At 68.9% G+C, this 21,278-nt stretch carries 21 protein-coding genes; 15 read left to right on the top strand and 6 right to left on the bottom strand.

All coding sequences use genetic code 11. The features are described 5' to 3' along the window. Window positions 1-391: 391 nt before the first annotated feature. Both ACWD5D_RS17060 and ACWD5D_RS17055 read right to left on the bottom strand, forming a co-directional pair. Window positions 392-1,354 carry an SRPBCC family protein gene (locus ACWD5D_RS17060; protein WP_451373489.1) on the bottom strand — a complete coding sequence of 321 codons (963 nt, stop codon included), beginning with the start codon at window positions 1,352-1,354 and terminating at the stop codon, window positions 392-394. Window positions 1,355-1,357: 3 nt separating this feature from the next. Continuing rightward, window positions 1,358-2,155, bottom strand: a complete 798-nt coding sequence (locus tag ACWD5D_RS17055) for a histone protein (RefSeq protein ID WP_451373488.1) — start codon at window positions 2,153-2,155, stop codon at window positions 1,358-1,360. 147 nt (window positions 2,156-2,302) lie between these two features. Here ACWD5D_RS17055 and ACWD5D_RS17050 point away from each other — a divergent pair, with 147 nt between their 5' ends. From ACWD5D_RS17050 to ACWD5D_RS17010, 9 genes are all read left to right on the top strand, one after another. Continuing rightward, a complete protein-coding gene (locus ACWD5D_RS17050; RefSeq protein WP_451373487.1) occupies window positions 2,303-2,665 on the top strand; it encodes a gas vesicle protein GvpO in 363 nt (120 codons plus the stop codon). Between the two features lie 31 nt (window positions 2,666-2,696). Next, entirely contained in the window at window positions 2,697-3,194 is a 498-nt protein-coding gene (gvpJ, locus tag ACWD5D_RS17045) for a gas vesicle protein GvpJ (protein ID WP_451373486.1), read from the top strand. A 2-nt stretch (window positions 3,195-3,196) separates the two neighbouring features. Continuing rightward, a complete protein-coding gene (locus ACWD5D_RS17040; RefSeq protein ID WP_451373485.1) occupies window positions 3,197-3,910 on the top strand; it encodes a GvpL/GvpF family gas vesicle protein in 714 nt (237 codons plus the stop codon). A gap of 12 nt (window positions 3,911-3,922) precedes the next feature. Further along, complete coding sequence (locus ACWD5D_RS17035; RefSeq protein WP_451373484.1) at window positions 3,923-4,177, top strand: gas vesicle protein GvpG; 255 nt, start codon at window positions 3,923-3,925, stop codon at window positions 4,175-4,177. Window positions 4,178-4,198: 21 nt separating this feature from the next. Next, window positions 4,199-4,633, top strand: a complete 435-nt coding sequence (locus ACWD5D_RS17030; protein WP_451373483.1) for a gas vesicle protein — start codon at window positions 4,199-4,201, stop codon at window positions 4,631-4,633. Further along, on the top strand, window positions 4,626-5,450 hold the full coding sequence (locus ACWD5D_RS17025) for a GvpL/GvpF family gas vesicle protein (RefSeq protein WP_451373482.1): 825 nt from the start codon (window positions 4,626-4,628) through the stop codon (window positions 5,448-5,450). The genes ACWD5D_RS17030 and ACWD5D_RS17025 overlap by 8 nt, the downstream gene beginning before the upstream one ends. Next, window positions 5,447-5,680 carry a gas vesicle protein gene (locus tag ACWD5D_RS17020; RefSeq protein WP_451373481.1) on the top strand — a complete coding sequence of 78 codons (234 nt, stop codon included), beginning with the start codon at window positions 5,447-5,449 and terminating at the stop codon, window positions 5,678-5,680. Before ACWD5D_RS17025 ends, ACWD5D_RS17020 begins: the two co-directional genes overlap by 4 nt. Further along, window positions 5,677-6,093, top strand: a complete 417-nt coding sequence (locus ACWD5D_RS17015; protein ID WP_451373480.1) for a gas vesicle protein K — start codon at window positions 5,677-5,679, stop codon at window positions 6,091-6,093. The genes ACWD5D_RS17020 and ACWD5D_RS17015 overlap by 4 nt, the downstream gene beginning before the upstream one ends. A gap of 138 nt (window positions 6,094-6,231) precedes the next feature. After that, entirely contained in the window at window positions 6,232-6,405 is a 174-nt protein-coding gene (locus ACWD5D_RS17010; protein WP_451373479.1) for a CsbD family protein, read from the top strand. A gap of 258 nt (window positions 6,406-6,663) precedes the next feature. On the opposite strand, the gene ACWD5D_RS17005 is transcribed toward ACWD5D_RS17010, so the two are convergent. Then, a complete protein-coding gene (locus ACWD5D_RS17005; protein WP_451373478.1) occupies window positions 6,664-7,887 on the bottom strand; it encodes a PP2C family protein-serine/threonine phosphatase in 1,224 nt (407 codons plus the stop codon). A gap of 284 nt (window positions 7,888-8,171) precedes the next feature. Between ACWD5D_RS17005 and ACWD5D_RS17000 the strand changes: the two genes are divergently transcribed. Beyond that, the gene (locus tag ACWD5D_RS17000; RefSeq protein WP_451373477.1) at window positions 8,172-8,816 is read left to right on the top strand and encodes a hypothetical protein; all 645 of its coding nucleotides are present in this window, start codon (window positions 8,172-8,174) and stop codon (window positions 8,814-8,816) included. 622 nt (window positions 8,817-9,438) lie between these two features. Here the strand turns inward: ACWD5D_RS17000 and argG are convergent. Then, the gene (gene argG / locus ACWD5D_RS16995) at window positions 9,439-10,881 is read right to left on the bottom strand and encodes an argininosuccinate synthase (RefSeq protein WP_451373476.1); all 1,443 of its coding nucleotides are present in this window, start codon (window positions 10,879-10,881) and stop codon (window positions 9,439-9,441) included. Between the two features lie 561 nt (window positions 10,882-11,442). On the opposite strand from argG, the gene ACWD5D_RS16990 reads away from it, so the two are divergent. Both ACWD5D_RS16990 and ACWD5D_RS16985 read left to right on the top strand, forming a co-directional pair. Next, window positions 11,443-14,235 (top strand): outer membrane protein assembly factor BamB family protein, encoded by a 2,793-nt coding sequence (locus tag ACWD5D_RS16990; protein ID WP_451373475.1) that lies wholly within the window; start codon window positions 11,443-11,445, stop codon window positions 14,233-14,235. A gap of 475 nt (window positions 14,236-14,710) precedes the next feature. After that, window positions 14,711-15,937 (top strand): PP2C family protein-serine/threonine phosphatase, encoded by a 1,227-nt coding sequence (locus ACWD5D_RS16985; protein ID WP_451373562.1) that lies wholly within the window; start codon window positions 14,711-14,713, stop codon window positions 15,935-15,937. Between the two features lie 265 nt (window positions 15,938-16,202). On the opposite strand, the gene ACWD5D_RS16980 is transcribed toward ACWD5D_RS16985, so the two are convergent. Together ACWD5D_RS16980 and ACWD5D_RS16975 are read right to left on the bottom strand one after the other, a co-directional pair. Beyond that, a complete protein-coding gene (locus ACWD5D_RS16980; protein WP_451373474.1) occupies window positions 16,203-17,402 on the bottom strand; it encodes a M20 metallopeptidase family protein in 1,200 nt (399 codons plus the stop codon). Window positions 17,403-17,446: 44 nt separating this feature from the next. Beyond that, entirely contained in the window at window positions 17,447-18,763 is a 1,317-nt protein-coding gene (locus ACWD5D_RS16975) for an MFS transporter (protein ID WP_451373473.1), read from the bottom strand. A 125-nt stretch (window positions 18,764-18,888) separates the two neighbouring features. Between ACWD5D_RS16975 and ACWD5D_RS16970 the strand changes: the two genes are divergently transcribed. From ACWD5D_RS16970 to ACWD5D_RS16960, 3 genes are all read left to right on the top strand, one after another. After that, window positions 18,889-19,905 (top strand): Lrp/AsnC family transcriptional regulator, encoded by a 1,017-nt coding sequence (locus ACWD5D_RS16970; protein WP_451373472.1) that lies wholly within the window; start codon window positions 18,889-18,891, stop codon window positions 19,903-19,905. A gap of 450 nt (window positions 19,906-20,355) precedes the next feature. After that, window positions 20,356-20,499: a hypothetical protein gene (locus ACWD5D_RS16965; RefSeq protein ID WP_451373471.1), complete on the top strand. Its 144-nt coding sequence runs from the start codon at window positions 20,356-20,358 to the stop codon at window positions 20,497-20,499. 128 nt (window positions 20,500-20,627) lie between these two features. Beyond that, a complete protein-coding gene (locus tag ACWD5D_RS16960) occupies window positions 20,628-21,266 on the top strand; it encodes a helix-turn-helix domain-containing protein (RefSeq protein WP_451373470.1) in 639 nt (212 codons plus the stop codon). Window positions 21,267-21,278: the final 12 nt, after the last annotated feature.

Here is a 21,278-nt window from a genome sequence, read left to right as displayed (position 1 = left end):
CGCGGTGCCACGAGTGCCGCGTGGTCGCCCTGTGCGGCGAACGCCCGGGCGGTGGCGCGGCCCACGCCCCCGCTGGCTCCGGTCACCACGACGGCCCGCGGACCATGCGACGCAGGCCCGGACCGCCGGATAATGGCTGCTACCTCCGATTCTCGGCGGTGTCACCGGTACGACGGCCGGTGCGACTCCCTCCGGCGGCGCGAAGGCCGCCTTGAAGCTCTGCCGCACCTCCGCCTCGCGTTCGCCGTTGTCGGGTAACTGGCCGTCTGCACTGCAGAGGCGCACTTGCGTGAAACCCCCGGGCGCGTCTGGAAACCTCGCACACCGTCCATCGGCCATCCGCGCAGGATCAGCACCCCGAGTGCCGCCAGCGCGCACTTTCCCGTGGGTTTCACGCCTCCTCGTTCTCCTCCTCGTTCTCCTCGTCCTCCTCATCTTCGTACTCGTCTTCCGCTTCGGGATACTCGTCCTCCGACGTCTCTTCCTCTTCTTCGTTGAATTCCTCCTCGGGCTCCTCGTCCTCGTACTCCGCCTCTTCCTCCTCCAGCGCCTCCTCGTGAGTGCGCACCACCTCGCCCTCGCGGATTTCCCCGCGCCAGCCGTCGGCAGCCTCGTCGGAGAGGGAGACGTAGCGCTGGAAGTGCTTGGCGTCGAGCCGCAGCCGGCGTCCCTGGGCACGCCAGAGATTGCCGGTCTTCTCGAAGAAGCCCGAAGGGTAGTACTCGACGACGAGCACGATGTGCGTGAGCGTGGGTGTCAGTTCATGGAAACTGACGCATCCCTTGGTGCTGCCTTTGGCGCCGTCCGAAGTCCACACGATCCGCTCGTCCGGGATCTGTTCCTGGACGGTGGCCTTCCAAGAACGTGTGGACGGACCCACCTTCACCTTCCAGTCGCTACTGGTCTCGTCGCCCTGCGACACGCTGCGCACGCCTTTGGTGAAGGAGCTGAACTTCTCGAACTGGGTCCAGTGGTCGTAGGCGACGCGGATGGGAACACCAACATCCAGGTGCTCGATGATGGTCGTGGTCTTGGGGGTGCCGGACTTGCGGCCCTTGCCTCCGCCGAACAGGCTCGAGAACTTCTCGGCCGCGCTGTCCTTGATGCTCTTCGCCTGCTCGCCGATCAGGGCCTTGAGAGGAGAATCCCCCTGGAGGACGCGGGCGCCGACCTTCGGTAGAACGCCGCCGTTCTCGGCCACGTCCAGCAACCCGTCGGTGAGGTCTTCTACTTTGCCGCCCGCCACGTCCGCGAAATGCTCCACCTGTGCACCGAGGTAGTCGACGAGTTCCTCGCGCAACCGGTCGAGGCCTGGGTGTTCGTCCCGCCCGGTTCGCTGTGCCGTCCTGACCATGGCTTACCTCCGCCGCGCGGACGCCCTTTTGGCCGTCGTCTTCTTCGGGGCAGTCTTCCTGGGGGCGGCTTTCTTCGCCGCGGTCTTCCTGGCTGGTGCGGCGGTCTTCTTCGCCGCGGTCTTCCTGGCAGGAGCCGGCCTCTTTGCGGCTGCCTTCTTCGCCGGCTGCGCCTTCTTGGCAGTGGTCTTGCGTGCCGACGCCTTGCGAGGCGTGGGCCGCGCGGACGGGCGCTTGGCCGTACGGCGGCGGGGCGGCTCTTCTGCGGCGTCTTCCGCCCGGTGACCGGGCCGCCGGCGCCTGGACGCGAGCCTTTTGGCCCTGGGCTCCTCTTCTTCCTCTTCCTCCTCCGGCTCTTCCTCCTCCGACCCTTCCTCCTCCGGTTCTTCCTCCTCCGGTTCCTCTTCCTCTTCGCCCTGCGCTTCCTCGCCCTCGTACTCTTCTTCCTCCTCGGGCTCGTACTCCTCTTCGTCGCCTTCCTCTTCCTTCTCGCTTCCGACACGTGCGGTCCGCTCGTGCAGGATGCCCGCGAGGTCAGCGAGTTTGCGGTCGGCCGCCGCGACGAGGGCCTTCCGGCCGGCGTCCTTGAATTCGCCCCGCACCTGCTCGTTGAGGTCCGCGACCTGTGGAATCTCCTGGAGCTTGCGTAGCCCCTCGGTGAGCAGTTGCTGGGGTTCAAGGCCGAAACGGCGGCCCGCGAGGTAGGTGGCCAGTCCGAAGGCGAGTCTTCCCTTCTTCGTCCGGCCGAGGACGTAGCCACCGGCGACTGCGGCAGCGAGAGCGATCTTCGTCGAATCGTTCATCGATCATTCCCTCCGGCGAGCCACGGCACGGGCCGCACGGCGGCGCGCGCCGCCATCGGCCCGTCGCGGGACATTTTCAAGATGTATATGGTGAAATAGTACATTTGAGTGACAGGGGGGCGCCGCTCCAGCGACGGAGTTGGGAACATGCCCGCGTCAGACAAGAACGGCACGGGGAGTGGCAGGCGCCCCTCCCGCAGTGACGACACCGCACGCCGCGCCCGAAGTGGCAGTACCCGGAAACCCGCCGAACACTCGGCGGCCTGGGCCATGCGCTCCGCCGCGGGGCAACTGGAGGAACTCCTCGGACGCACCCCCGAGTCGGTCTCGGCAATCAGACCGACCGAGGAGGGGTGGGAAGCGGATGTCGAGGTACTCGAACTGGAGCGAGTCCCCGAGACCACCAGCGTGCTCGGCACCTATCACGTGACGCTGAGTGCGAGAGGTGAACTGCTGGCGTACGAACGGACCCGCCGTTACACGCGCGGCCAGATCGACCGGCGCGGCTGATACGCACAAGGGTGTGGTGAAGGGAGGCGTCATGACTGTGGTGCCACAAGGCGGAAGCAGCATCTCGCGCGGGAGTACGAGCAGTCTGTACGACGTCCTGGATCTGGTTCTCGACCGCGGCCTTGTCATCGACGCCTTCGTCCGTGTGTCGCTCGTCGGCATCGAAATACTCAAGATCGACGCCCGCGTCGTCGTGGCCAGCGTGGACACCTATCTCCGCTTCGCCGAGGCATGCAACCGCCTCGACCTCGAAACAGGCAGCAAAAAGCCCGCCCAGCTCACCGACCTCGTCGGCGAGATCACCGAAGGCGGGGCCGAAGGCAAGTCCAGGGGCGCCCTGACCGGCGCCGTCGAGGCCGTCAAGGACACCCTGACCGGTGGCGATGGTGAAGAGGACGACGCGGACGAGGAGGCGTACGACGAGTACGAGGACGGCGAAGGCGATCAGGAGGAACCCGAATACGAGGAGGAGCCCCGGCAGCGGCGTGGTCGACAGGCCAGAACGGCTTCCCGGCGGCAGAGGGAGTGACCATGGCCGTCTACGTGTACTCCATCACCTCGAAGGATCACCCGATGAGGCTGGACGACGTCCACGGTGTCGGCGAGCCGCCCGGCCCGCTGCGCACGGTGAGCGCGGGAGCGCTGTGTGCGGTCATCAGTGACGCGCCCGAGGGGCTGCGTCCCAGGCGGCGTGACGTGCTGGCTCACCAGGAAGTCCAAGATCGGCTGATGGCCGACGGCACCGCGCTGCCGCTGCGGTTCGGCATGACGGCCGAGAGTGACGAAAGCGTGCGCGCGGCCCTTGAGGAGAGGGCGGACGAATACCAGGAACGGTTGCGGGACCTGGAAGGCGCCACCGAGTACAACCTGAAGGTCTCCTGGGAAGAGGGGGCGCTGCTGCGCCGGATCCTGCTGGAGTCCGACGAGGCCCGCGAACTCAACACCGCCATCCGAGGCGGTTCCGGCACTCCGCAGATGTCACTCGCGCTCGGCGAACTGGTCGCGCAGGAAGCCGAGGTGCGACAGCAGGCTCTCGCCCAGGGCATCGTCGAGGCTCTGCGCCCGTACGTGTGCGACGAGAGCCCCTCGCCCCCCGGCGGCCGTGACTTCCTCAGCGTCTCCTTCCTGGTCCCGGCGGACAAGGAGGAGATGTTCCTGGCCACGGGGATCAGCCTGGCCAACCAACTGGGCGAGGAATGCGAGTTCCGGCTGCGCGGACCTCTGCCCCCGTACAGTTTCGTGTGAGAGGCGCGGCTCATGGGCTTGCTGACTCAACTCCTCACCTTTCCGCTGGCGCCTGTCCGGGGCGTGGGCTGGGTAGTCGACCGGGTGGTCGAGGCCGCCGAACGGGAGTACTACGACCCCGAGCCCGTCGAGCGCGAACTGGCCGCGCTGGAGAGCGCGCTGCTGGAGGGCCGCATCGACCAGGAGAGCTTCGACGAGCGCGAGGACCGGCTCCTCGACCGTCTGGAGGAGATCGCGGCCTACCGGCGGGGCGACCCCACTTCCTGATCTGGAATCGAGGTGCTTGCGGTGTCGGAATCCCCGGTCGACCGGCTGAGCGCGTACCCCTCCCGGGCAACGGCCCCGTACGGCTACGGACAACAGGGCTCCTCGGCGAACCTGGCCGACATCCTCGAGCGCGTCCTGGACAAGGGCATCGTCATCGCGGGGGACATCCGGATCAATCTCCTCGACATCGAGTTGCTCACCGTCAAACTCCGGCTGATCGTCGCCTCCGTCGACAAAGCCAGGGAAATGGGAATCGACTGGTGGGAACATGATCCGTCGCTTTCCTCCCACGCCGGTGAGCGTGCGCTGGCCGAGGAGAACAGACGGCTGCACGCGGAGATCGAGGCCCTGAGAGGCGAGCGGGCACTGCCGCCCGACGAGGGGTCGGCCGGCGGACGGCGCCGCCCGCCGCGGCCCCCCGCCACTCGACACGGGAACGGGGCGGCCGATGACTGAAAGGGTCGCCTATGCCTACGCCGTGCTGCGCGCTGCCGAGGGCCTCGGCACGGCCCTGGACGGTGTGGAAGGCGTGGCCGGGGCGCCCGTTCGCCTGGTGCCGGAAGGCTCCGGGGACGCACTGGCGGTTGCCGTCAGTTCGGTGCCCGCCCAGGACTTTCAGGAAAGTGCCCTGCGACGCCATCTGGAGGACCTGGACTGGCTCGAGACCGTTGCCCGCGCCCATCACACCGTGATCGAGGCCCTGGCCGCGCGCACCACCGTGCTGCCGCTACGCCTCGCCACGGTGTACCTGGACGACGGGCGGGTGGAGGCGATGCTGCGCGAGGAGGCGGACGCGTTCTCGCATGCCCTGCGGCGACTGGCGGGACACCTCGAATGGGGCGTGAAGATCTACGTCGAGCCGCAGCCGGACACACAGGTCACCGATGCGTCGGTGGCGGCCGGTGCGGCTGACGGGCTCAGTCCGGGCCGGGCCTATCTGCGCGCCCGCCGCTCTCAGCGGCACTCGCGCGACGAGTCCTACCGGGCCGCCCGACAGGCCGCCGAGCGCGTCGAGGCGATCGGCCGCGCCATGGCGGCCGGCCACGCCCGGCACCGGGTCCAGCAGGGGGAACTCGCCGCAGGCGCCGGAGAGAACGTCGTCAACGACGCCTACCTTCTCTCGCGCGAGGCGGCAGCGGACTTCCGTACGCGGGTCCTCGACGCCGTCCAGGACCTGCCCGGCGTACGAATCGACGTCACCGGGCCTTGGGCGCCGTACTCCTTCGCCGCCCCGCCCGGTGCGCAGACCCCGGCAACGGACCGGGCGACATGAACGCCGTGGAGCGGCTGCCCGGGGCCGAGCCGCCGGTGCAGCGCCAGGTGGCCCTCATCGACCTCCTCGACCGCCTGCTCAGTGGTGGCGTCGTCGTCACAGGGGATCTGGTCCTGTCGATCGCCGACATCGACCTGGTCCGTATCTCGCTGCGGGCCCTGATCGTCTCCGTGAGCGCCCAGAATCCGTCACCGTGGACGACACCGGCACGCCCAGAGGAGGCGCCATGACGGGCGCGGCCGCCGACAGGCATCCCGATCCACCGGACCGCCGGGCCGAGGTCGCCGACGCGGCCGCCCGAGCCTTCCGGCTGCTGCCCGCCGTACCGGACGACACCCTGGAGCACGGGCCGCCGCACCCCGCCCGCCGCATCAGCACCGACCCCGACACCGTCGAACGCGACCTCGTCAGGCTTGTCCTCACACTCGTCGAACTGCTGCGCCAGCTCATGGAGCGCCAGGCACTGCACCGCGTCGACCAGGGAGACCTCACCGAGGAGCAGGAAGAGCGGCTGGGCTCCACCCTCATGATCCTCCACGACCGCATGTCCGACCTGTGTGCCGACTACGGCCTGACCATGGAGGACCTCAACCTGGACCTCGGCCCGCTCGGAACACTTCTCCCACCTGCTCGTGCCGACTGACGACTGCACCCCGGCGGATGCGGTCATGACCGCGGACTCGGTTTCATCGCAGACCGACCGCCATCCCGTTTTACTGCCCGACAGGGGGTACTCGAGATAGGTACACGATTTCCCACGGGGCGAGGAGAGTGAACGACAATGGCCAAAGAGCAAAAGGCCAAGGGCAAGATGGAAGAGGCCGCGGGAAAGGCCAAGGAGACGGTTGGTCGGACCGTGGGCAACGAACGGATGACGGCCGAAGGGCAGGCCAAGAAATCGAAGGGTGCGGCCCGTCAGGCCAAGGAGAAGACGAAGGACGTTTTCAAGCACTGAGGCATATCTGCCCGCCCAGTGCTGGGTTGATGTTGGAGGAGGAACCTTCGCCGTCGAGGCATAGGGCGTCGAGCACGTCGCGTCGACGTGGCAACGCTCGACGTCCGTCCCGACGGCTTCACTGCGTCCTGGCATCAGGCGGGGCGAGGCGGGGACGACGGTCCCATTCCTGGCCTACGCCATCACGGCGGGCTCTTCTTCCCTCTGAGCCCGGCCTGTTGAGGTCGTGGTCGTCTTCTGCGCCCCATTCTTCTTCTCTCACGTGGTCAGCCTCCCCTGGTGGCCCCCGCGCCACTCTGCCAGGAGAACGGTCGCGTCGTCGTCGAGGCGGCCCGCGTGGTGTTCGACGACCGCGTGCATAAGCCGGCGCAGGGTCTCGTGGAGTCTCTGGTGGCCGGAGTGGTGGCGGACGATGAAGTCGACGAAGCGGTCCCGGCCGAACTCACGGCCCTCCGCGTCCCGGGCCTCGACGATGCCGTCGGTGTACAGGAGGAGCCGGTCGCCGGGCTGGAGTTGGTGGTGACGCACGGCGACGGGCAGGTTCAGCCCGGTGCCCATGGGGGCGGCGGGCGGGCAGGTGAGCTCGATGGTCCAGCGGCCGTCGCGGACCACGAGCGGCAAGTGGTGCCCGCGATTGATCCAGGTCAGCCATCCCGCATCGAGGTCGAACTCGGCGAGGATGCCGGTGACATACCTGCTGGTTCCGAAGTTGGCGGTGAGCAGGTCCTCGACGGCCTGGCTGGTCTCGACGAGCGAGGCGCCCTGACGCCGGGCGTTGCGACTGGCCGCCACGGCCAGACTCGCGGTCAGCCCGGCTCTGGTGTCGTGCCCCATGGCGTCGAAGACGGACAGATGCAGGGTGCTGCCGCTGACGGCGTAGTCGAAGGCGTCACCGCCCACCTCGTAGGCGGGCTCGATCATGGCGCCAAGTACCACATCGCGCCCGGCGTAGGCGGACGGCGGCATCAGGTTCCACTGCAGCTCCGCCGCCACGTCCATGGGTTCCGTACGTACCAGTCGGGCGAAGGAATCGCTGAAGGACCGCTTGCTCAGCAGCAGCAACGCAACCAGCGAGGCCAGATCGCGAAGATCCTGGCGGAGGTCTTGGTCTTCACGGTTGCTGCCTACCGTGTCCGCTCGCAGTACCCCGACCCGCGCGACACCGTCGGTCACCGGGACCCACCAACGCCGCCGCTCGTCCTCGTGAGCGGTCTCGGCGATGACTGCGACCCGTTGATAGGCGCGTCCGGGCACCGTGCCGCCGATGTTGAACTGTTCACCGCCGTCGCCCGCGTCGTCGCCACGACCCGTGATCTGGCGCAGCACCGTCTCCCGTATGTCCGCAGCGAAAACGGCGACGTCCTGCAGACCGGCGCGCACCGCGTGCGAGGCGATGAGGCAGGGCAACTCGTCGAACGTGGCCAGGTGAGCCGCCTGCGTCAGCTCACGCAGCATCCGGCCGCTGGTTGTGGGTGTCGACATGGTTCACTCCGGTGTCACACCGCATCCGTCACCGAACAGGTACCCGGGATTGTCAGCCCGAGACGGCACCCTCGACCGTCTTGCTTAGGTCAGATGAGCTGGAGTATGCACCGGCGCCGGTGTGTCCAGGTCGTGGCCCGGTGGATGCGAGTAGCAGAGTCAGCGGAGTTGAGTCCGCGAAGGTGATTCCGGAGGCGTCCAGCACCACTCCGCAGCGTTCTACGACGGCCGCCCCAGCACGTCACCCCTCCGCCGTCCGGCCGCCCGGGCACGCTGCGGATCATATGCAGATTGCCGATCTGCACGGCGGTGGCGATGGCCTGACCCAGGCGGGGCACTCGGCGACCGTCAAGGTCTCGGCGCCCGGAGGGAAATCCATGAAACTGACAGCACGCGGATCCGGCTACGAACCAGGGCGGCAAAGAATCCTGGAGGTCTATCTCAACGATCACCTGGCCGGCGCGACAGCCGGTACCGAGCTCGCCCGACGTATGGTCGGAGAACACCGGGATTCGGCCTTCGGCAGCGAGTTGAAAGCCCTGGCAGCCGAGATCTCCCACGACCGGAAGCGATTTCTGCGACTCCTGGAGGATCTCGATATAACTGTGCGCCACTACAAAGTGTACGGCGCGTGGCTGGGCGAGAAGATCGGGCGGGTGAAACCCAACGGCCGGCTGCTGCGCCGCTCCGGCCTGACCATGCTCATCGAGCTCGAAGCCATGCGTTTGGGGGTGCAGGGCAAGGTGTTGCTGTGGCGCGCCCTGCTCTCAGCCTCGGCGGACGATCCGCGCCTGAACCCAGACTGGCTGGAACAACTGCTGCACAGGGCGGAACAACAGCTCAGGACGCTGGATTCGCTGCACGCCAGGGCCACGACGGCGCTGCTGTCCGCCACACCACCACAGGAGGCGACAACCGCGAAGAGATGAAGGGCCCGTCACTCCGACCGCGTATAGCCCGAGCGCTCTGAGCTCACCTGGCATACGGCGCGGCATCCGCCGATGACGACCGCAACGGCATCAGCATGGTCCAGCAGCATCCTGACGTGCAGGTGGAGGACGGCCAACGCACCCATCGATCGATATCGGGAAGGTACACCCCCTTCTGTCAGGAGTGATCCACAGACATCCGAGCTTCGTAGGAAGTCAAGTAGCAGCAGGTCCGGCTGCCATCGCAAGGGCAGGGAACGCCGTGGCTGGGTCGAAATGGTGCACGGCATGACTCTTGCCGCTGGCGACGGTGATCGGAGCGGCCCCGACGCAGCCTGGCAGGCCGCGTCAAGCGTACGAGAGCAGCGGTCTGACACCCTATCGCCTCTTCCACCAACGGGAGTTGACGGAGGTAGTCGCTGGTGAGCACGGACTTCAGACGGTCGGTCCAGGTATCGATGTTGCGCTGCGTGGGAGACACCGTTCAGGTCCCTCCCGCTGGTCACTGACTGCGCATATCGCCCGACCGGAAAGGCCGGCTCGGCGCCAACGGCGCTGAGCCGGCCTTTCCGGTGGTGCACCCCCGTCGAGGCGTGCCGAGCCTTCCGCTCGACCGGCCTCGTCAGTCCGTGCCCGACTCCATCGCCGCGTGGTCCAGCAGGTCGTCGTCGGAGACCTCGCCACGAGAGGCGATGGCCTCGGCGCCACCCTGGGGCATGGTGCCGATCAGCCCGCTCGCGGGCACCTGGGCGGCGCCGACCGCGGCATTGGCGGTGCCGACCAGGCCGAGCGCGGCGTACCGCTCCAGCTTGGCGCGGGAGTCGGCGATGTCGAGGTTGCGCATGGTGAGCTGGCCGATCCGGTCCACCGGGCCGAACGCCGAGTCCTCGGTGCGCTCCATGGACAGCTTGTCCGGGTGGTAGCTGAACGCCGGGCCGGTGGTGTCGAGGATCGAGTAGTCCTCACCGCGCCGCAGCCGCAGGGTGACCTCGCCGGTGACGGCCGAGCCGACCCAGCGCTGCAGCGACTCCCGGATCATCAGCGCCTGCGGATCGAGCCAGCGACCCTCGTACATCAGCCGGCCGAGGCGCCGTCCCTCGGTGTGGTACTGGGCAAGGGTGTCCTCGTTATGGATCGCGTTGACCAGGCGCTCGTACGCGGTGTGCAGCAGGGCCATGCCGGGCGCCTCGTAGATACCGCGGCTCTTGGCCTCGATGATCCGGTTCTCGATCTGGTCGGACATGCCGAGGCCGTGGCGGCCGCCGATGGCATTGGCCTCCATCACCAGGTCGACGGCCGAGTCGAACTCCTTGCCGTTGATCGTCACGGGGCGGCCCTGGTCGAAACCGATCGTCACGTCCTCGGGAAGGACCTCGACCTCAGGGTCCCAGAACCGCACGCCCATGATCGGCTGCACGGTCTCCACGCCGTTGTCCAGATGTTCCAGGGTCTTGGCCTCGTGGGTGGCGCCCCAGATGTTGGCGTCGGTGGAGTACGCCTTCTCCGTGCTGTCGCGGTAGGGCAGCCCGTGGGCGACAAGCCACTCCGACATCTCCTTGCGTCCGCCGAGTTCGGTCACGAAGTCGGCGTCCAGCCAGGGCTTGTAGATCCGCAGGTGCGGGTTGGCAAGCAGGCCGTACCGGTAGAACCGCTCGATGTCGTTGCCCTTGAAGGTCGAGCCGTCGCCCCAGACCTGGACGTCGTCCTCGAGCATCGCCCGGACCAGCAGGGTGCCCGTGACCGCGCGACCGAGCGGGGTGGTGTTGAAGTAGGCACGCCCGCCCGAGCGGATGTGGAACGCCCCGCAGGTGAGCGCGGCCAGGCCCTCCTCGACCAGCGCCGCGCGGCAGTCGACCAGGCGCGCGACCTCGGCACCGTAGGTCTTCGCCCGGCCGGGCACCGAGGCGATGTCGGGCTCGTCGTACTGGCCGATGTCGGCCGTGTAGGTGCACGGGACGGCACCCTTGTCGCGCATCCACGCGACCGCGACCGAGGTGTCGAGGCCGCCCGAGAAGGCGATGCCGACGCGCTCGCCGACGGGGAGAGAGGTGAGAACCTTGGACATAGGAAGAGTATGCAAACCTCTACATGATTATTCAACACCGTTCGGTGACCATTTTCGCCGATCCGCACAGCGGCGAGGGCGGCCCTCACAAGCTTGATGGCGGTCAAATGCCCTCAGCGTGACGGCAGTTCGGAACAGTATCCGCGGTGGGACAGGAGGAAGCAGCACCGAAGATCACAGATCTCTTCGCAGCCTCCTGCAGCGCGCCCCCAGCAGGACCCCGGACCTCACCCTGGACGCCCTCGGTGGCCTCCAGACGGGCCACCATGGACGTTCCGGACGGGATCGGTCCCCTCATGCTGTGCACAGTAGCGCTGGGTCGCCCAATAGGGGACATGCGATCCACATGCCCAGTATGCTGCTGCAATACCTGCCGGACACCTGCCCTCGCTGTGCTGTGTTGGACAGAGTTGTATGGACAACTCTCCGCACCGTAAGGAGCGCAGCGTGCCCTCTTCCCGCATCCGATCCGCAGTAGTGGCTGGATCCTGCGCCGTTGTCCTCGCCGTTGTGGGCGCACCGGTCTCGTCCGCCGCACCGGCCGGCAGCCCGCAGGCGGCCGTGAGCGCATCCACCCTCACCCTGAACACCCAGCAGCCTCAGGTCGGTCAGAAGCTCAGCTTCGGTTACACCACCGACGCGCCCAGCGCCACGAACTGGATCGGCATATACCCGGCAGGCCGCAAGCCCGGCGACGGGGCCTCGCTCACCTGGGTCTACGTCCCGAACGCCAGTGGCACCGCGACCCTGGACACCTCCGGCCTGCCCGCCGGCTCCTACTCCGCGTACTTGCTGGCCAATGACGGGTACCAGGCACTCGCCGCGCCGGTGAACTTCGACATCGCCCCCCGTCCCCCGCGCCATGCCACCGTCCAGGGCACCGTCTTCGACGACAAGAACGGCGACTCCGTCCAGGACAAGGGCGAGCGCGGGCTGGCCGGTGTGTCCGTCTCGGACGGCGCGACCATCGTCCGCACCGACAGCGAAGGCCACTACGCGCTCTCCGCCGACCTCAACCAGTGGACCCGCACCCTCGTCGACATCACCATGCCGCGCGGCTACTCGGCCACCCTCGGCAGCAACCGGGTTCAGCGCTTCTACCGCGACCTCGGCTCACCGGAGGCCGGCACCACCATCACCCAGAACTTCGATCTGCGGCGCGACCAAGGCAGCGAGCGGCCCGACTTCACCTTCACCCAGATCACCGACACCCACGTCACCAGCCCCGACGGTCCGGAGGCGCCCGCGGACGGTGACGGCGTCACCCCGGGCAAGCTCGCGAAGCAACTGGACGACATGGCCGCACTGCCGACCAAGCCGGCGTTCGTCCTGGCCACCGGAGACCTCAGCGGCGACGGCGCGCCCTCCCACTGGCAGGCATGGCAAAAGGGCACCGCGAACTCAAAGCTCCCGATCTGGCCCCTGACGGGCAACCACGACCACGGCGGCGGGGACACCGACGGTGTCGGCAACTACCGTTCGCTGCTGGGGCCTTCCTGGTACTCCTTCGACTACGGCGACACCCACTTCATCCAGCTCGAGAACAACGGCGGCCTCGGCGATCCGGTGCAGCTGGCCTGGCTGAAGCAGGACCTGGAACTGAACGGCAAGAACGCCGACGGCACCAGCAAGCACATCGTGGTCAGCACCCACGAGCCGCTGGACACGCCCGACCCCGGCGGCTCCACCGGGCAGATCAACGCCCTGCTCGGACTGTTCAAGGGCTATGACGTCAAGGCCGTCTTCAACGGTCACATGCACACCAACTTCACCGACCCCCACCTGCTGGACGGCGCGGTGGAGTACAACACGGCCTCGGCGACCTACAACGACGACCACTCGCCCACCGGCTTCCGCGAGGTCACCATGCGTGACGGCACGCTGAAGGCCGAGTTCCGGATGTTCAACCAGGAGCACACGGTCGCGGTGGCCTCGCCCGCCCCCGGCTCCCAGGTCGGCCGGGGCCGTACCGAGTTCCAGGTGGACGCCTACAACACCTCCAGCCATGTGGTGCGGGTCGAGGTGCGCATCGACGGCGGTGAGGAAGAAGGGTTGCGCCGCACCGGCAAGTTCTCGTGGTCGGCGCCCTGGGACACCCGCGAGCTGAACCTCGGAGACCACACCGCCAAGGTCACCGCGTTCGACGACGCGGGCCGCAACTGGTCCACGACGAGCCGCTTCTCCGTGGTGCCGAAGGCCGAGCAGGTGCGCCCGGATGCGGACGTGCCCGAGTTCCACGGCGACGCCCTCCACACCGGACTGCAGCCCGGGAGCCTGGGCTCCGGCGGCCTGACCAGCGCGTGGACCCACCGCACCGGGGCCACCATCGGTATGTCCTCCCCGGTGGTCGCGAACGGAACCGCGTACATCGGCAGCTGGGACACCGACGGGTCCCAGGGCAACGGCGTGGACGCCGTCGACGTCGCCACCGGCCGGACCAAGTGGCACTTCGCCACCGACAGCCTGGTCCAGTCCACGCCCGTGGTGCACGACGGGACCCTCTACGTCACCGAGATGCGCGGCACCCTGACCGCGCTGGACGCGGCGACCGGCGCGAAGAAGTGGAGCTACACCCTCCCCGGATCCTCGGAGACCGGCCCCTACAACGGCTACGCCTACGGCGGCGCGACCGTCTCCGGTTCCGCCGTCTACTACTTCGGCTACACCACCACGGGCAGCCACCTCGTCGCCGTGGACACCGCCACCGGTAAGCAGCTGTGGAACTCCCCGGTGGACAGCGGCTGGTGGGACAGCAGCACCCCCACCGTGGTCGACGGCAAGGTCTACGTCCACGACAGTCGCGGTGGTCTGCGGATCTACGATGCCGCCACCGGTCAGCGGCTCGTCTCCGCCGGAGGCGTCGGCGGCGTTCACCACTCCACTCCGGTGGTGGCCGGCGGGCGGGTGTTCACCACCGACTTCATCGGAGACGCCGGCAACAACACCCTCCTGGCCCGCGACGCCGCCACCGGCAAGGAGCTGTGGCGCTACCGGAGCACCGGAGTCTCCAAGGACGACGCGGGCCAGCCGGGCGCCTCCGCGGCGGTCGACGGCAACACCGTCTACGCCGCCTTCACCAACGGCCGCGTAGGCGCTTTCGACGCTGCCACCGGCACCAAGCTCTGGGACTTCCAGAGCGGCAGGGCCTTCGTCGGCTCGCCGACCATCAGCGGTAGCACGCTGTGGATCGGCGGCACCGACGGCCACCTGTACGGCCTGGACAAGACCACCGGCGCCAAGCTCCAGGACCTGGACCTCGGCGCTCCCATCCTGTCGACCCCGACCGTCAGCGGTAACACCCTGCTGATCGGCGCCTGGGACGGCAACCTCTACGCCTTCACCGCCCGCGACTGACGGGGGGCGTTCACCGGCGAGAGCCATCGGACGGCCCTGCTGCAACGCGCGGATGTGCGGGTCGCCCACAGCGGTACGGGCGAAGCCGGGTTGGGTGAGCGGGGTCGGGGACCGGAGACGGGGCGACAGCCACCGCGCCGGTCCCCGACCCCGCTCATACTCCAGTAAGAATCAGCAACCGAAGGACGGCTCGCCCCCTGGAGGCGCAGGACGGCCGGCAGGCGCCACTGCAGGAGCGCTTGGAGAGGCCGCCCTCGCCAGTCGCGCCCCTCTCCCAGACGCGTGGCCCGCGGCCGGGCCGCGCCCGCAGCCGTGTCGACGACTTCGCCGGCCTGGAAGGCCGATCACTCCGCGCGGACGGCGCGGGCCGACATGCCGCGCACGGCGTAATGAGCAGCTCCGGCGGCTTCCCCGGGGCACGTTGTGCGCAGACGCCGACCGGCGTGGGTGGCGAAAGTAGGTGACAAGGCAGGTGATGGGCGAGGAGAGCGTGGACCGGTCGGAGGGTTTCGGCGAGCGGCTGCTCGGTCTGCTGCTGGACCGGGCGCGGTTGATGCCGCCGCAGCTGATCGCCCCGCTGATCGCGGAGGAAGTGGCCAGGATCGGCGGTCGTGACGTCTCCATCCTGCTCCAGGACTACGGGCAGGAGTTGCTGGTGCCGCTTCCGGGCAGAAAGCTGCACGTGAGCCAGCCCCAGCCAGTGGCCGACTCGCCCGCCGGCCGGGCCTTTCTGCGGGCGGACGTCGTCGAGGTGCCGCAGGACCACAGCGGTGTGCGGATGTATCTGCCGCTGCTGGACGGCAGCGACCAGGTGGGGGTGATGGCCCTGACCCTGGACGCCGTCGGCGACGACGACCGGCGTCTGCTGCGCCGGCTCGCCGGCCTGGTCGCCGACATGCTGGTCACCAAGAACGCCTACACCGACCAGTTCTTCCTCGCCCGGCGACGGGAACCGATGAGCGTGTCCGCGGAGATCCAGTGGAGCCTGCTGCCGCCGCTGACGATGACCGTGCCCCAAGTCGAGGTGGCCGGCATCCTGGAACCCGCCTACCGCGTCGCCGGTGACAGCTTCGACTACGCCCTCAACGACAGCATCCTGCACGCGGCCGTGATCGACGCGATGGGCCACGGTCTGGATGCCGCCGCGATGGCGACCATCGCCATCGGCGCCTACCGGCACGCCCGGCGCGTGTTCGTCAGCCTGGAAGAGAAGTACGCGTTCATGGACGACGCCATCTCCCGGCAGTTCGGTCCCGATCATTTCGTCACCGCCCAGTTGATGCACCTCAACATCGCCACCGGTGAGCTGGAGCTGGTCAACGCCGGCCACCCCGCGCCACTGCTGATCCGCGACGGCCGGGTCGAGCAGCAGCTGGAGAGCGCGACGACGCTGCCCGTCGGCGTCGGCGGTGAGCGGCCCCGGATCAGACAGCACCTGCTCCGGCCGGGTGACCGGGTGCTGTGCTACACCGACGGCATCATCGAGGAACACCTCACCGGCGGCGAGCCGTTCGGAGAAGAACGCCTCGTCCAGTGCATCAACCGCCTGGCGGAGGAACCCTCCGTGGGGGTGCGGGCGGATCTGCGCCAGCTCTCCCACACGCTGAAGGCGGAAAGAGGCGGACACACCAGCGACGACGCCACCCTCTTCATGATCGAGTGGCACGGAGGCGCCGCCGACCACCTCATGGTCTTCGACTGAAAGCCCTCGACGCCAACCGAACCCTCACCGGCCCAGCGCCGCCCACAGGCATACGCGGACTTGCGGGAGACCTGTAATCGCCGTGCGACCTGCGGCGGCGTCACACCTTGCGCGAGTAGCTCGGAGCTTGGTGACGGTACTTGTGTGAGCTTCCTCCGAGATGCGGAAGGTGTTGACAGAGGGTCAGTCGGGTTTCATGAGAGGAACCCAGACGATGCCCGCCCCGAGGAAGTACCCGCTGGAGAGTGCCCGTGTCCGGGCGGGCTCATGCCGCGGACTCCCGGTCCAGGCGGCGCATGGCCAGTTCGGCGAGCACCGCCGCACCGTCGCCGAGCACGTCGTCCTCGAAGACGGCCAGCGGGGAGTGGTTGTTGGGGGCGTTGTCCGGGTCGGCCGCCGCCCCGCAGGCGCCCAGCGCGATGAAGGCCCCCGGCACTTCGTCGAGGACACGGGAGAAGTCCTCGGAACCGGTGTACGGGTCCCGGGCCCAGCCGTAGCGCTCCTCGCCGTGGACCTCGGCGATGGTGTGCGCGGCGAACTCCGCCTCCGCCGCGTCGTTGACCGTCACCGGGTACAGGTCCGCGTAGTCGATGTCGACCTCGAGGTCGTGGGCCGAGGCGAGGCCGCGCACGGTGCGGATGAAGCCGTCCTTGACGCGCGCGTGCGCTTCCTTGGAGAACGAGCGAACGGTCGCCTCGAAGAACGCCTCGCCCGGGATGATGTTGTGCTGCGTGCCCGCGTGAAACGCGCCCACGGTGATGACCACCGGGTCGTGCGGGTCGAAGCGGCGGGTCACCAGCGTCTGCAGCGCGGTGACCATTTCGCACGCGGCCGGGATGGGGTCCTTGGCACGGTGCGGGGCGCTGCCGTGCCCGCCGGCGCCGCGCACCGTCACGCGGACCGTGTCCGAGGCGGCGAGGAACGGCCCGCGCCGCGTGGTGAACACCCCGTGCGGAATCTGCGAGCTCATCACGTGCAGCGCGTACGCGGCGACGGCCCGAGAGCCCGAGGCGTCGAGGATGCCCTCGTCCACCATGTACCGCGCCCCGTCGTGACCCTCCTCACCGGGTTGGAACATCAGCACCACGTCACCGGCGAGCTTGTCCCGCTGCGAGCTGAGCAGGTGGGCGGCGCCGGCGAGCATGGTGGTGTGCAGGTCGTGCCCGCAGGCGTGCATGCGGTCCGCCGCGGCGGCATAGTCCAGGCCTGTGCGCTCGCTCACCGGCAGGGCGTCCATGTCGCCGCGCAGCAATACGCTGGGTCCGGGGCGCGAGCCACGGAGCACCGCGGTGACCGAGTCCAGCGAACCGCCGGTGGATATCTCCAACGGCAGGCCGTCCAGCGCCTGCAGGACCCTCTCCTGGGTACGCGGCAGCTCCAGGCCGATCTCCGGTTCGCGGTGCAGGTCGCGGCGGAGCCGGACGAGGTCGTCCTGCATCGCGCGGGCGTCGTCACGCAGCGGCATGGTCAATCTCCTTTGCGAAAAGCTTCAAATGAGTCCGGCGCGGTTCAGTGCGTTTGGGCTTTGAGGCCGGGCACGCGGGCGGCGACGAAGGTCGACGCCATGGCACAGGCCATACAGGCGGCGACGTACCAGGGGATGGTGTTGATCAGGTCGGCACCGGTCAGCGCCTCGGCGAGCATCGGGAACGTCCCGCCGAAGGCGGCGATGGTGACGGCGCCGACGACACCGGTGCCGACGGCCCGCACCGAGGTGGGGAAGAGCAGCCCGGACAGTACGTTGGTGGCGGCGAGCCCCGGGGCGGTCAGGATGCCGAAGACCACGGCGACCACCTCGAACGGGAGGACGTGATCACGCATGGCCACGGCGAGGGGGACCGTCAGGACGAAGAGGCCGCCGTATCCGGCGCGCAACACGCGCAGTACTCCCCACCGGTCCGCGGCCCAGCCCGACACCAGCATCGAGGCCAGGGTGATCAGCAGCACGACCGTCATGAACGACGAGGCGTGCTCGTTGGTCGTCACCTTCAGGGTGCCGGCGTACACCGGCAGGTACACCAGAGCGAAGTAGAAGGCCACCGTGCCGCCGATGACGAAGAGGAAGAGCGAGGCCACGGACGTGCGGTGGTCGCGGAACACGGTAGCGAGCGGCGAGCGCTCGGCGCCGCGCTCTTCCGCCGCGCGTTCGAACTCCTCGCTCTCCGGCGCGGCCCGGCGCACCCACAGCGCGGCCAGCCCGATGACGGCCGCCGCCACGAAGCCCCAGCGCCAGCCTCCGTCGGCCAGGCCGTCCTTGCCCAGCACCGCGTACATCACGGCCATCGTGGCGTACGACAGAAGCGTGCCGACGATGATCCCGCCATAGGAGATGGAGCTGAACAGGAAGCGGCGGCGGGGCGGCGCGGTCTCCGTGACGTACGCGGCGACGGTCGGGGTCTCGCCGCCATAGGCGAGACCCTGCGCCAGCCGGGCCGCGACGACCAGGACGCCCGCCCAGACGCCGAGGGTCGCGGAGCCGGGGATGACCGCCACGACCAGACTCGCGGCGGCGATCCCGGCCATGGCCACGGTCAGGCCGAACCGGCGCCCCCGGGTGTCGGAGAGCCGGCCGATCAGCGCGCTGCCCAGCGGACGGGCCACGAAGCCCACCGCGAACCCCGCGTAGGCGGCGAGCAGCCCGCCGGCGCCGCCACTGCCGAACATCTGCGCGGCGAAGAAGGGCGCCAGGACGGCGTAGATGTTCCAGTCGAAGGACTCGACGACCGAACCCACGGTGGCCGCGGCGAGTTCCCTGCGCCGGCTGTCCCGGCGCGCTCCGGGCGGGGCGGATGGCGGTGTCGTCGCCCTCATTGCTGGTCCGGGCATCGGGCCTCCTCATGTCATGGGCGTCTCATCAACCGGACATGCGATCCGGGAAGTGGGGACGATGATGTGACCGCTCTCACGACCCACCGGGTCGACTGCATGGATTTGCCGTTTAGGGTCGTCCCATGCATGGATTCGCCGACCTCGACGAGCTGGACCTCAGCCTGCTGAACGCCTTGCAGGTGGCTCCGCGCGTCCCGTGGTCGCTCATCGGCGAGGCGTTGGAGGTCGACGCGGCCACGGCCTCCCGGCGCTGGGCGAAGCTCTCCCGCTCCGGGCGGGCGTGGATGTCGGTCTATCCGGGTGTCCGGGACCTCACGCAGATCAACATCGCGTTCATCGAGGTGGCGTGCGAGGCCGGGGCCGCGCTCCGGGTGGCGGCCGAACTCGCCGCGGAGCGGCGGGTCTCCACCGTCGAGCACACCACCGGCGACCACGACCTGCTGCTCACCGTCCACATGCCGAGCCTCGCCGCGCTCTCCGAATTCCTGCTGACCGGGGTCGGCGTGATCGCGGGGGTCCGCTCCACCCGGGCGCACCTGGCCACCACCGTGCTCGTCGAGGGCAGCAGCTGGCGACTGCGGACGCTCGACGCCGCCCAGAAGCGGCGGCTGGAGCAGGCCGTCCGGATCCCGGCGCCGCAGCGACCTCGGGCACGTCTGTCACGCCGGGACCTGGAGCTGGCCGAAGAGCTCGCCCCCGACGGCAGGGCCTCGTACAGCGATCTCGCAGCACGGTTGGGGCTGGGCGTCAGCACCGTACGGCGCCGAGTCGACGCCCTGCTCGCCGACGGGTCGGTGGTGGTGCGCTGCGAAGTTGCGCAACCGCTGTCGGGATGGCCGGTCTCCGCGTCCCTGTGGGGACGTGTACCGCCCGCTCGACTCGGCCACGCCGCCCGGAAGTTGGCGGCCATGCCGGAGACAAGGCTGTGCACCGCCGTCACCGGATCCCGGCCCAACCTGCTGCTGGCGGTGTGGCTGCGCGGGGTGGGAGACATGCAACGCCTGGAGACCGTGCTCGGCGAGCAGGTCCCGGAGCTCGAGGTGGTGGACCGCGCGCTCTCCCTGCGTCACGTCAAACGCATGGGGTGGCTGCTGGACGAGCAGGGGTGTGCCCAGCGACACGTGCCCCTGTCGTTCTGACCGTTCCGGTCCTTCCGCCCGGTCGGCACCCGTGGACGAGAAGAAACCGGCTCAGGGCGTCAAGCGCCCGTACTCGCCCTGATCGGGGGTGGGAAGCGTGGCAGAGGCGGCCAGTCCGGCGCCGACCGGGCCGTGATCCGATCTGCAGCGGTTGGCGGCTGTGCGGGGAGAGGCCCTCGCGATCATCGCGGCGAGTCGCGGATACGATATCGATGTCGCGGATCGCGGCGGTGCCCATCTCGCCGGCACACTCATCCGGTTGACGTCCGACGACTGCGTCGTCGGCGTTCAGCTTCTGGCAGCGCTACAAGCAGACCGTGGCCGGCTTGCGGTACGGCCGCCGGATGGGTGCGACGACCCGTCCCATCACTGACACTCGGCACTCCCCCGCGGCGAAGCCGGCCGATCACATCCTGGTCGCCCCGGCCGACGGGTTCCCATCTCCCGCCCATGGCGGCCGCGATGAGCCTGTCGTACGGGCGTGCCGCCACATTGTGCGCTGCCGACCCGACGAAGAGCCGGTCGGCGATCTCCCACGTCGACGAACTCCGGCAGGAAATGGACTTCGTCGCTCCGGACACCGCAGAGGGCTGAGGGTCTGCCGGCACGAGTCGCCTTCCTTGCGGTACCGCGCGGGAAGACCGATGCTGATCTGGATAACGAACGACCCATGACATCTCGTACGCTATATCGAACGCCGAGCGAAGAGAAGGGGGAGAGGTGTGAGCGACTCCGCGAACTCGATCCGGGGCATGCTGGCCACCAATCTGAGACGGGCCAGGACCGAGCGAGGGCTGTCGATCTCCGAGCTGTCCCGGCGTTCGAAGATCGGCAAGGCGACACTGTCGCAGCTGGAGTCCGGCACGGGGAACCCCACCATCGAGACGGTGTTCAGCCTGTCGCGCGTCCTGGAGGTGGCGATCTCCGACCTCCTGGACGCCCGCCCTCCCGGCGGCCTGACCGTGGTCCGCGCCGAGGAGGTGGAGGTGCTCAGCGGTGAAGGCGTCGACTTGCGTCCACTGCGGCGGATCGAGGCCAGCGATGCCGTCTTGGAAGTCTTTGACCAGCGAGTACGGGCCAAGTGTCGACAGGATTCGCTCGGCCATGTCGGGACCGAGCACACCATCGTGCAGGCCGGTCGACTCGGAGTGCAGGTCGAGGGGCACGAGGTGGAACTGGGCCCGGGCGACTACGTCGGCTTCGACGCCGCGGCCCCGCACAGCTATACGGCACTCGACGGTGACGTGCGCTCGGTCCTCCTGCTGCAGTACCGGGCGGACCAGCGGCTGCACCTGTCGGATCCGACCCTGGACACCCCCGCCTCCGCCTCCGCCGCCGCTTCCCTTTCCGCGGAGGAATGACCACACGGGCGA

It is taken from the genome of Streptomyces sp. NPDC002520 (assembly GCF_053595235.1).
This window is presented reverse-complemented; position numbering and strand designations above follow the sequence as displayed.

Excerpts from the sequence above, each read along its gene's own strand:
- ACWD5D_RS17015 (WP_451373480.1), top strand. The coding sequence starts at position 5,677 with ATGACGGGCGCGGCCGCCGACAGGCATCCCGATCCACCGGACCGCCGG.
- ACWD5D_RS17005 (WP_451373478.1), bottom strand. The coding sequence starts at position 7,887 with ATGTCGACACCCACAACCAGCGGCCGGATGCTGCGTGAGCTGACGCAG.
- ACWD5D_RS17035 (WP_451373484.1), top strand. The coding sequence starts at position 3,923 with ATGGGCTTGCTGACTCAACTCCTCACCTTTCCGCTGGCGCCTGTCCGG.
- ACWD5D_RS17010 (WP_451373479.1), top strand. The coding sequence starts at position 6,232 with ATGGCCAAAGAGCAAAAGGCCAAGGGCAAGATGGAAGAGGCCGCGGGA.
- ACWD5D_RS17020 (WP_451373481.1), top strand. The coding sequence starts at position 5,447 with ATGAACGCCGTGGAGCGGCTGCCCGGGGCCGAGCCGCCGGTGCAGCGC.
- ACWD5D_RS17055 (WP_451373488.1), bottom strand. The coding sequence starts at position 2,155 with ATGAACGATTCGACGAAGATCGCTCTCGCTGCCGCAGTCGCCGGTGGC.
- argG (WP_451373476.1), bottom strand. The coding sequence starts at position 10,881 with ATGTCCAAGGTTCTCACCTCTCTCCCCGTCGGCGAGCGCGTCGGCATC.
- ACWD5D_RS16970 (WP_451373472.1), top strand. The coding sequence starts at position 18,889 with ATGCATGGATTCGCCGACCTCGACGAGCTGGACCTCAGCCTGCTGAAC.
- ACWD5D_RS17025 (WP_451373482.1), top strand. The coding sequence starts at position 4,626 with ATGACTGAAAGGGTCGCCTATGCCTACGCCGTGCTGCGCGCTGCCGAG.
- ACWD5D_RS17040 (WP_451373485.1), top strand. The coding sequence starts at position 3,197 with ATGGCCGTCTACGTGTACTCCATCACCTCGAAGGATCACCCGATGAGG.
- ACWD5D_RS16965 (WP_451373471.1), top strand. The coding sequence starts at position 20,356 with ATGGCGGCCGCGATGAGCCTGTCGTACGGGCGTGCCGCCACATTGTGC.
- ACWD5D_RS17000 (WP_451373477.1), top strand. The coding sequence starts at position 8,172 with ATGCAGATTGCCGATCTGCACGGCGGTGGCGATGGCCTGACCCAGGCG.
- ACWD5D_RS16975 (WP_451373473.1), bottom strand. The coding sequence starts at position 18,763 with ATGCCCGGACCAGCAATGAGGGCGACGACACCGCCATCCGCCCCGCCC.
- ACWD5D_RS16985 (WP_451373562.1), top strand. The coding sequence starts at position 14,711 with ATGGGCGAGGAGAGCGTGGACCGGTCGGAGGGTTTCGGCGAGCGGCTG.
- gvpJ (WP_451373486.1), top strand. The coding sequence starts at position 2,697 with ATGACTGTGGTGCCACAAGGCGGAAGCAGCATCTCGCGCGGGAGTACG.
- ACWD5D_RS17060 (WP_451373489.1), bottom strand. The coding sequence starts at position 1,354 with ATGGTCAGGACGGCACAGCGAACCGGGCGGGACGAACACCCAGGCCTC.
- ACWD5D_RS17050 (WP_451373487.1), top strand. The coding sequence starts at position 2,303 with ATGCCCGCGTCAGACAAGAACGGCACGGGGAGTGGCAGGCGCCCCTCC.
- ACWD5D_RS16980 (WP_451373474.1), bottom strand. The coding sequence starts at position 17,402 with ATGCCGCTGCGTGACGACGCCCGCGCGATGCAGGACGACCTCGTCCGG.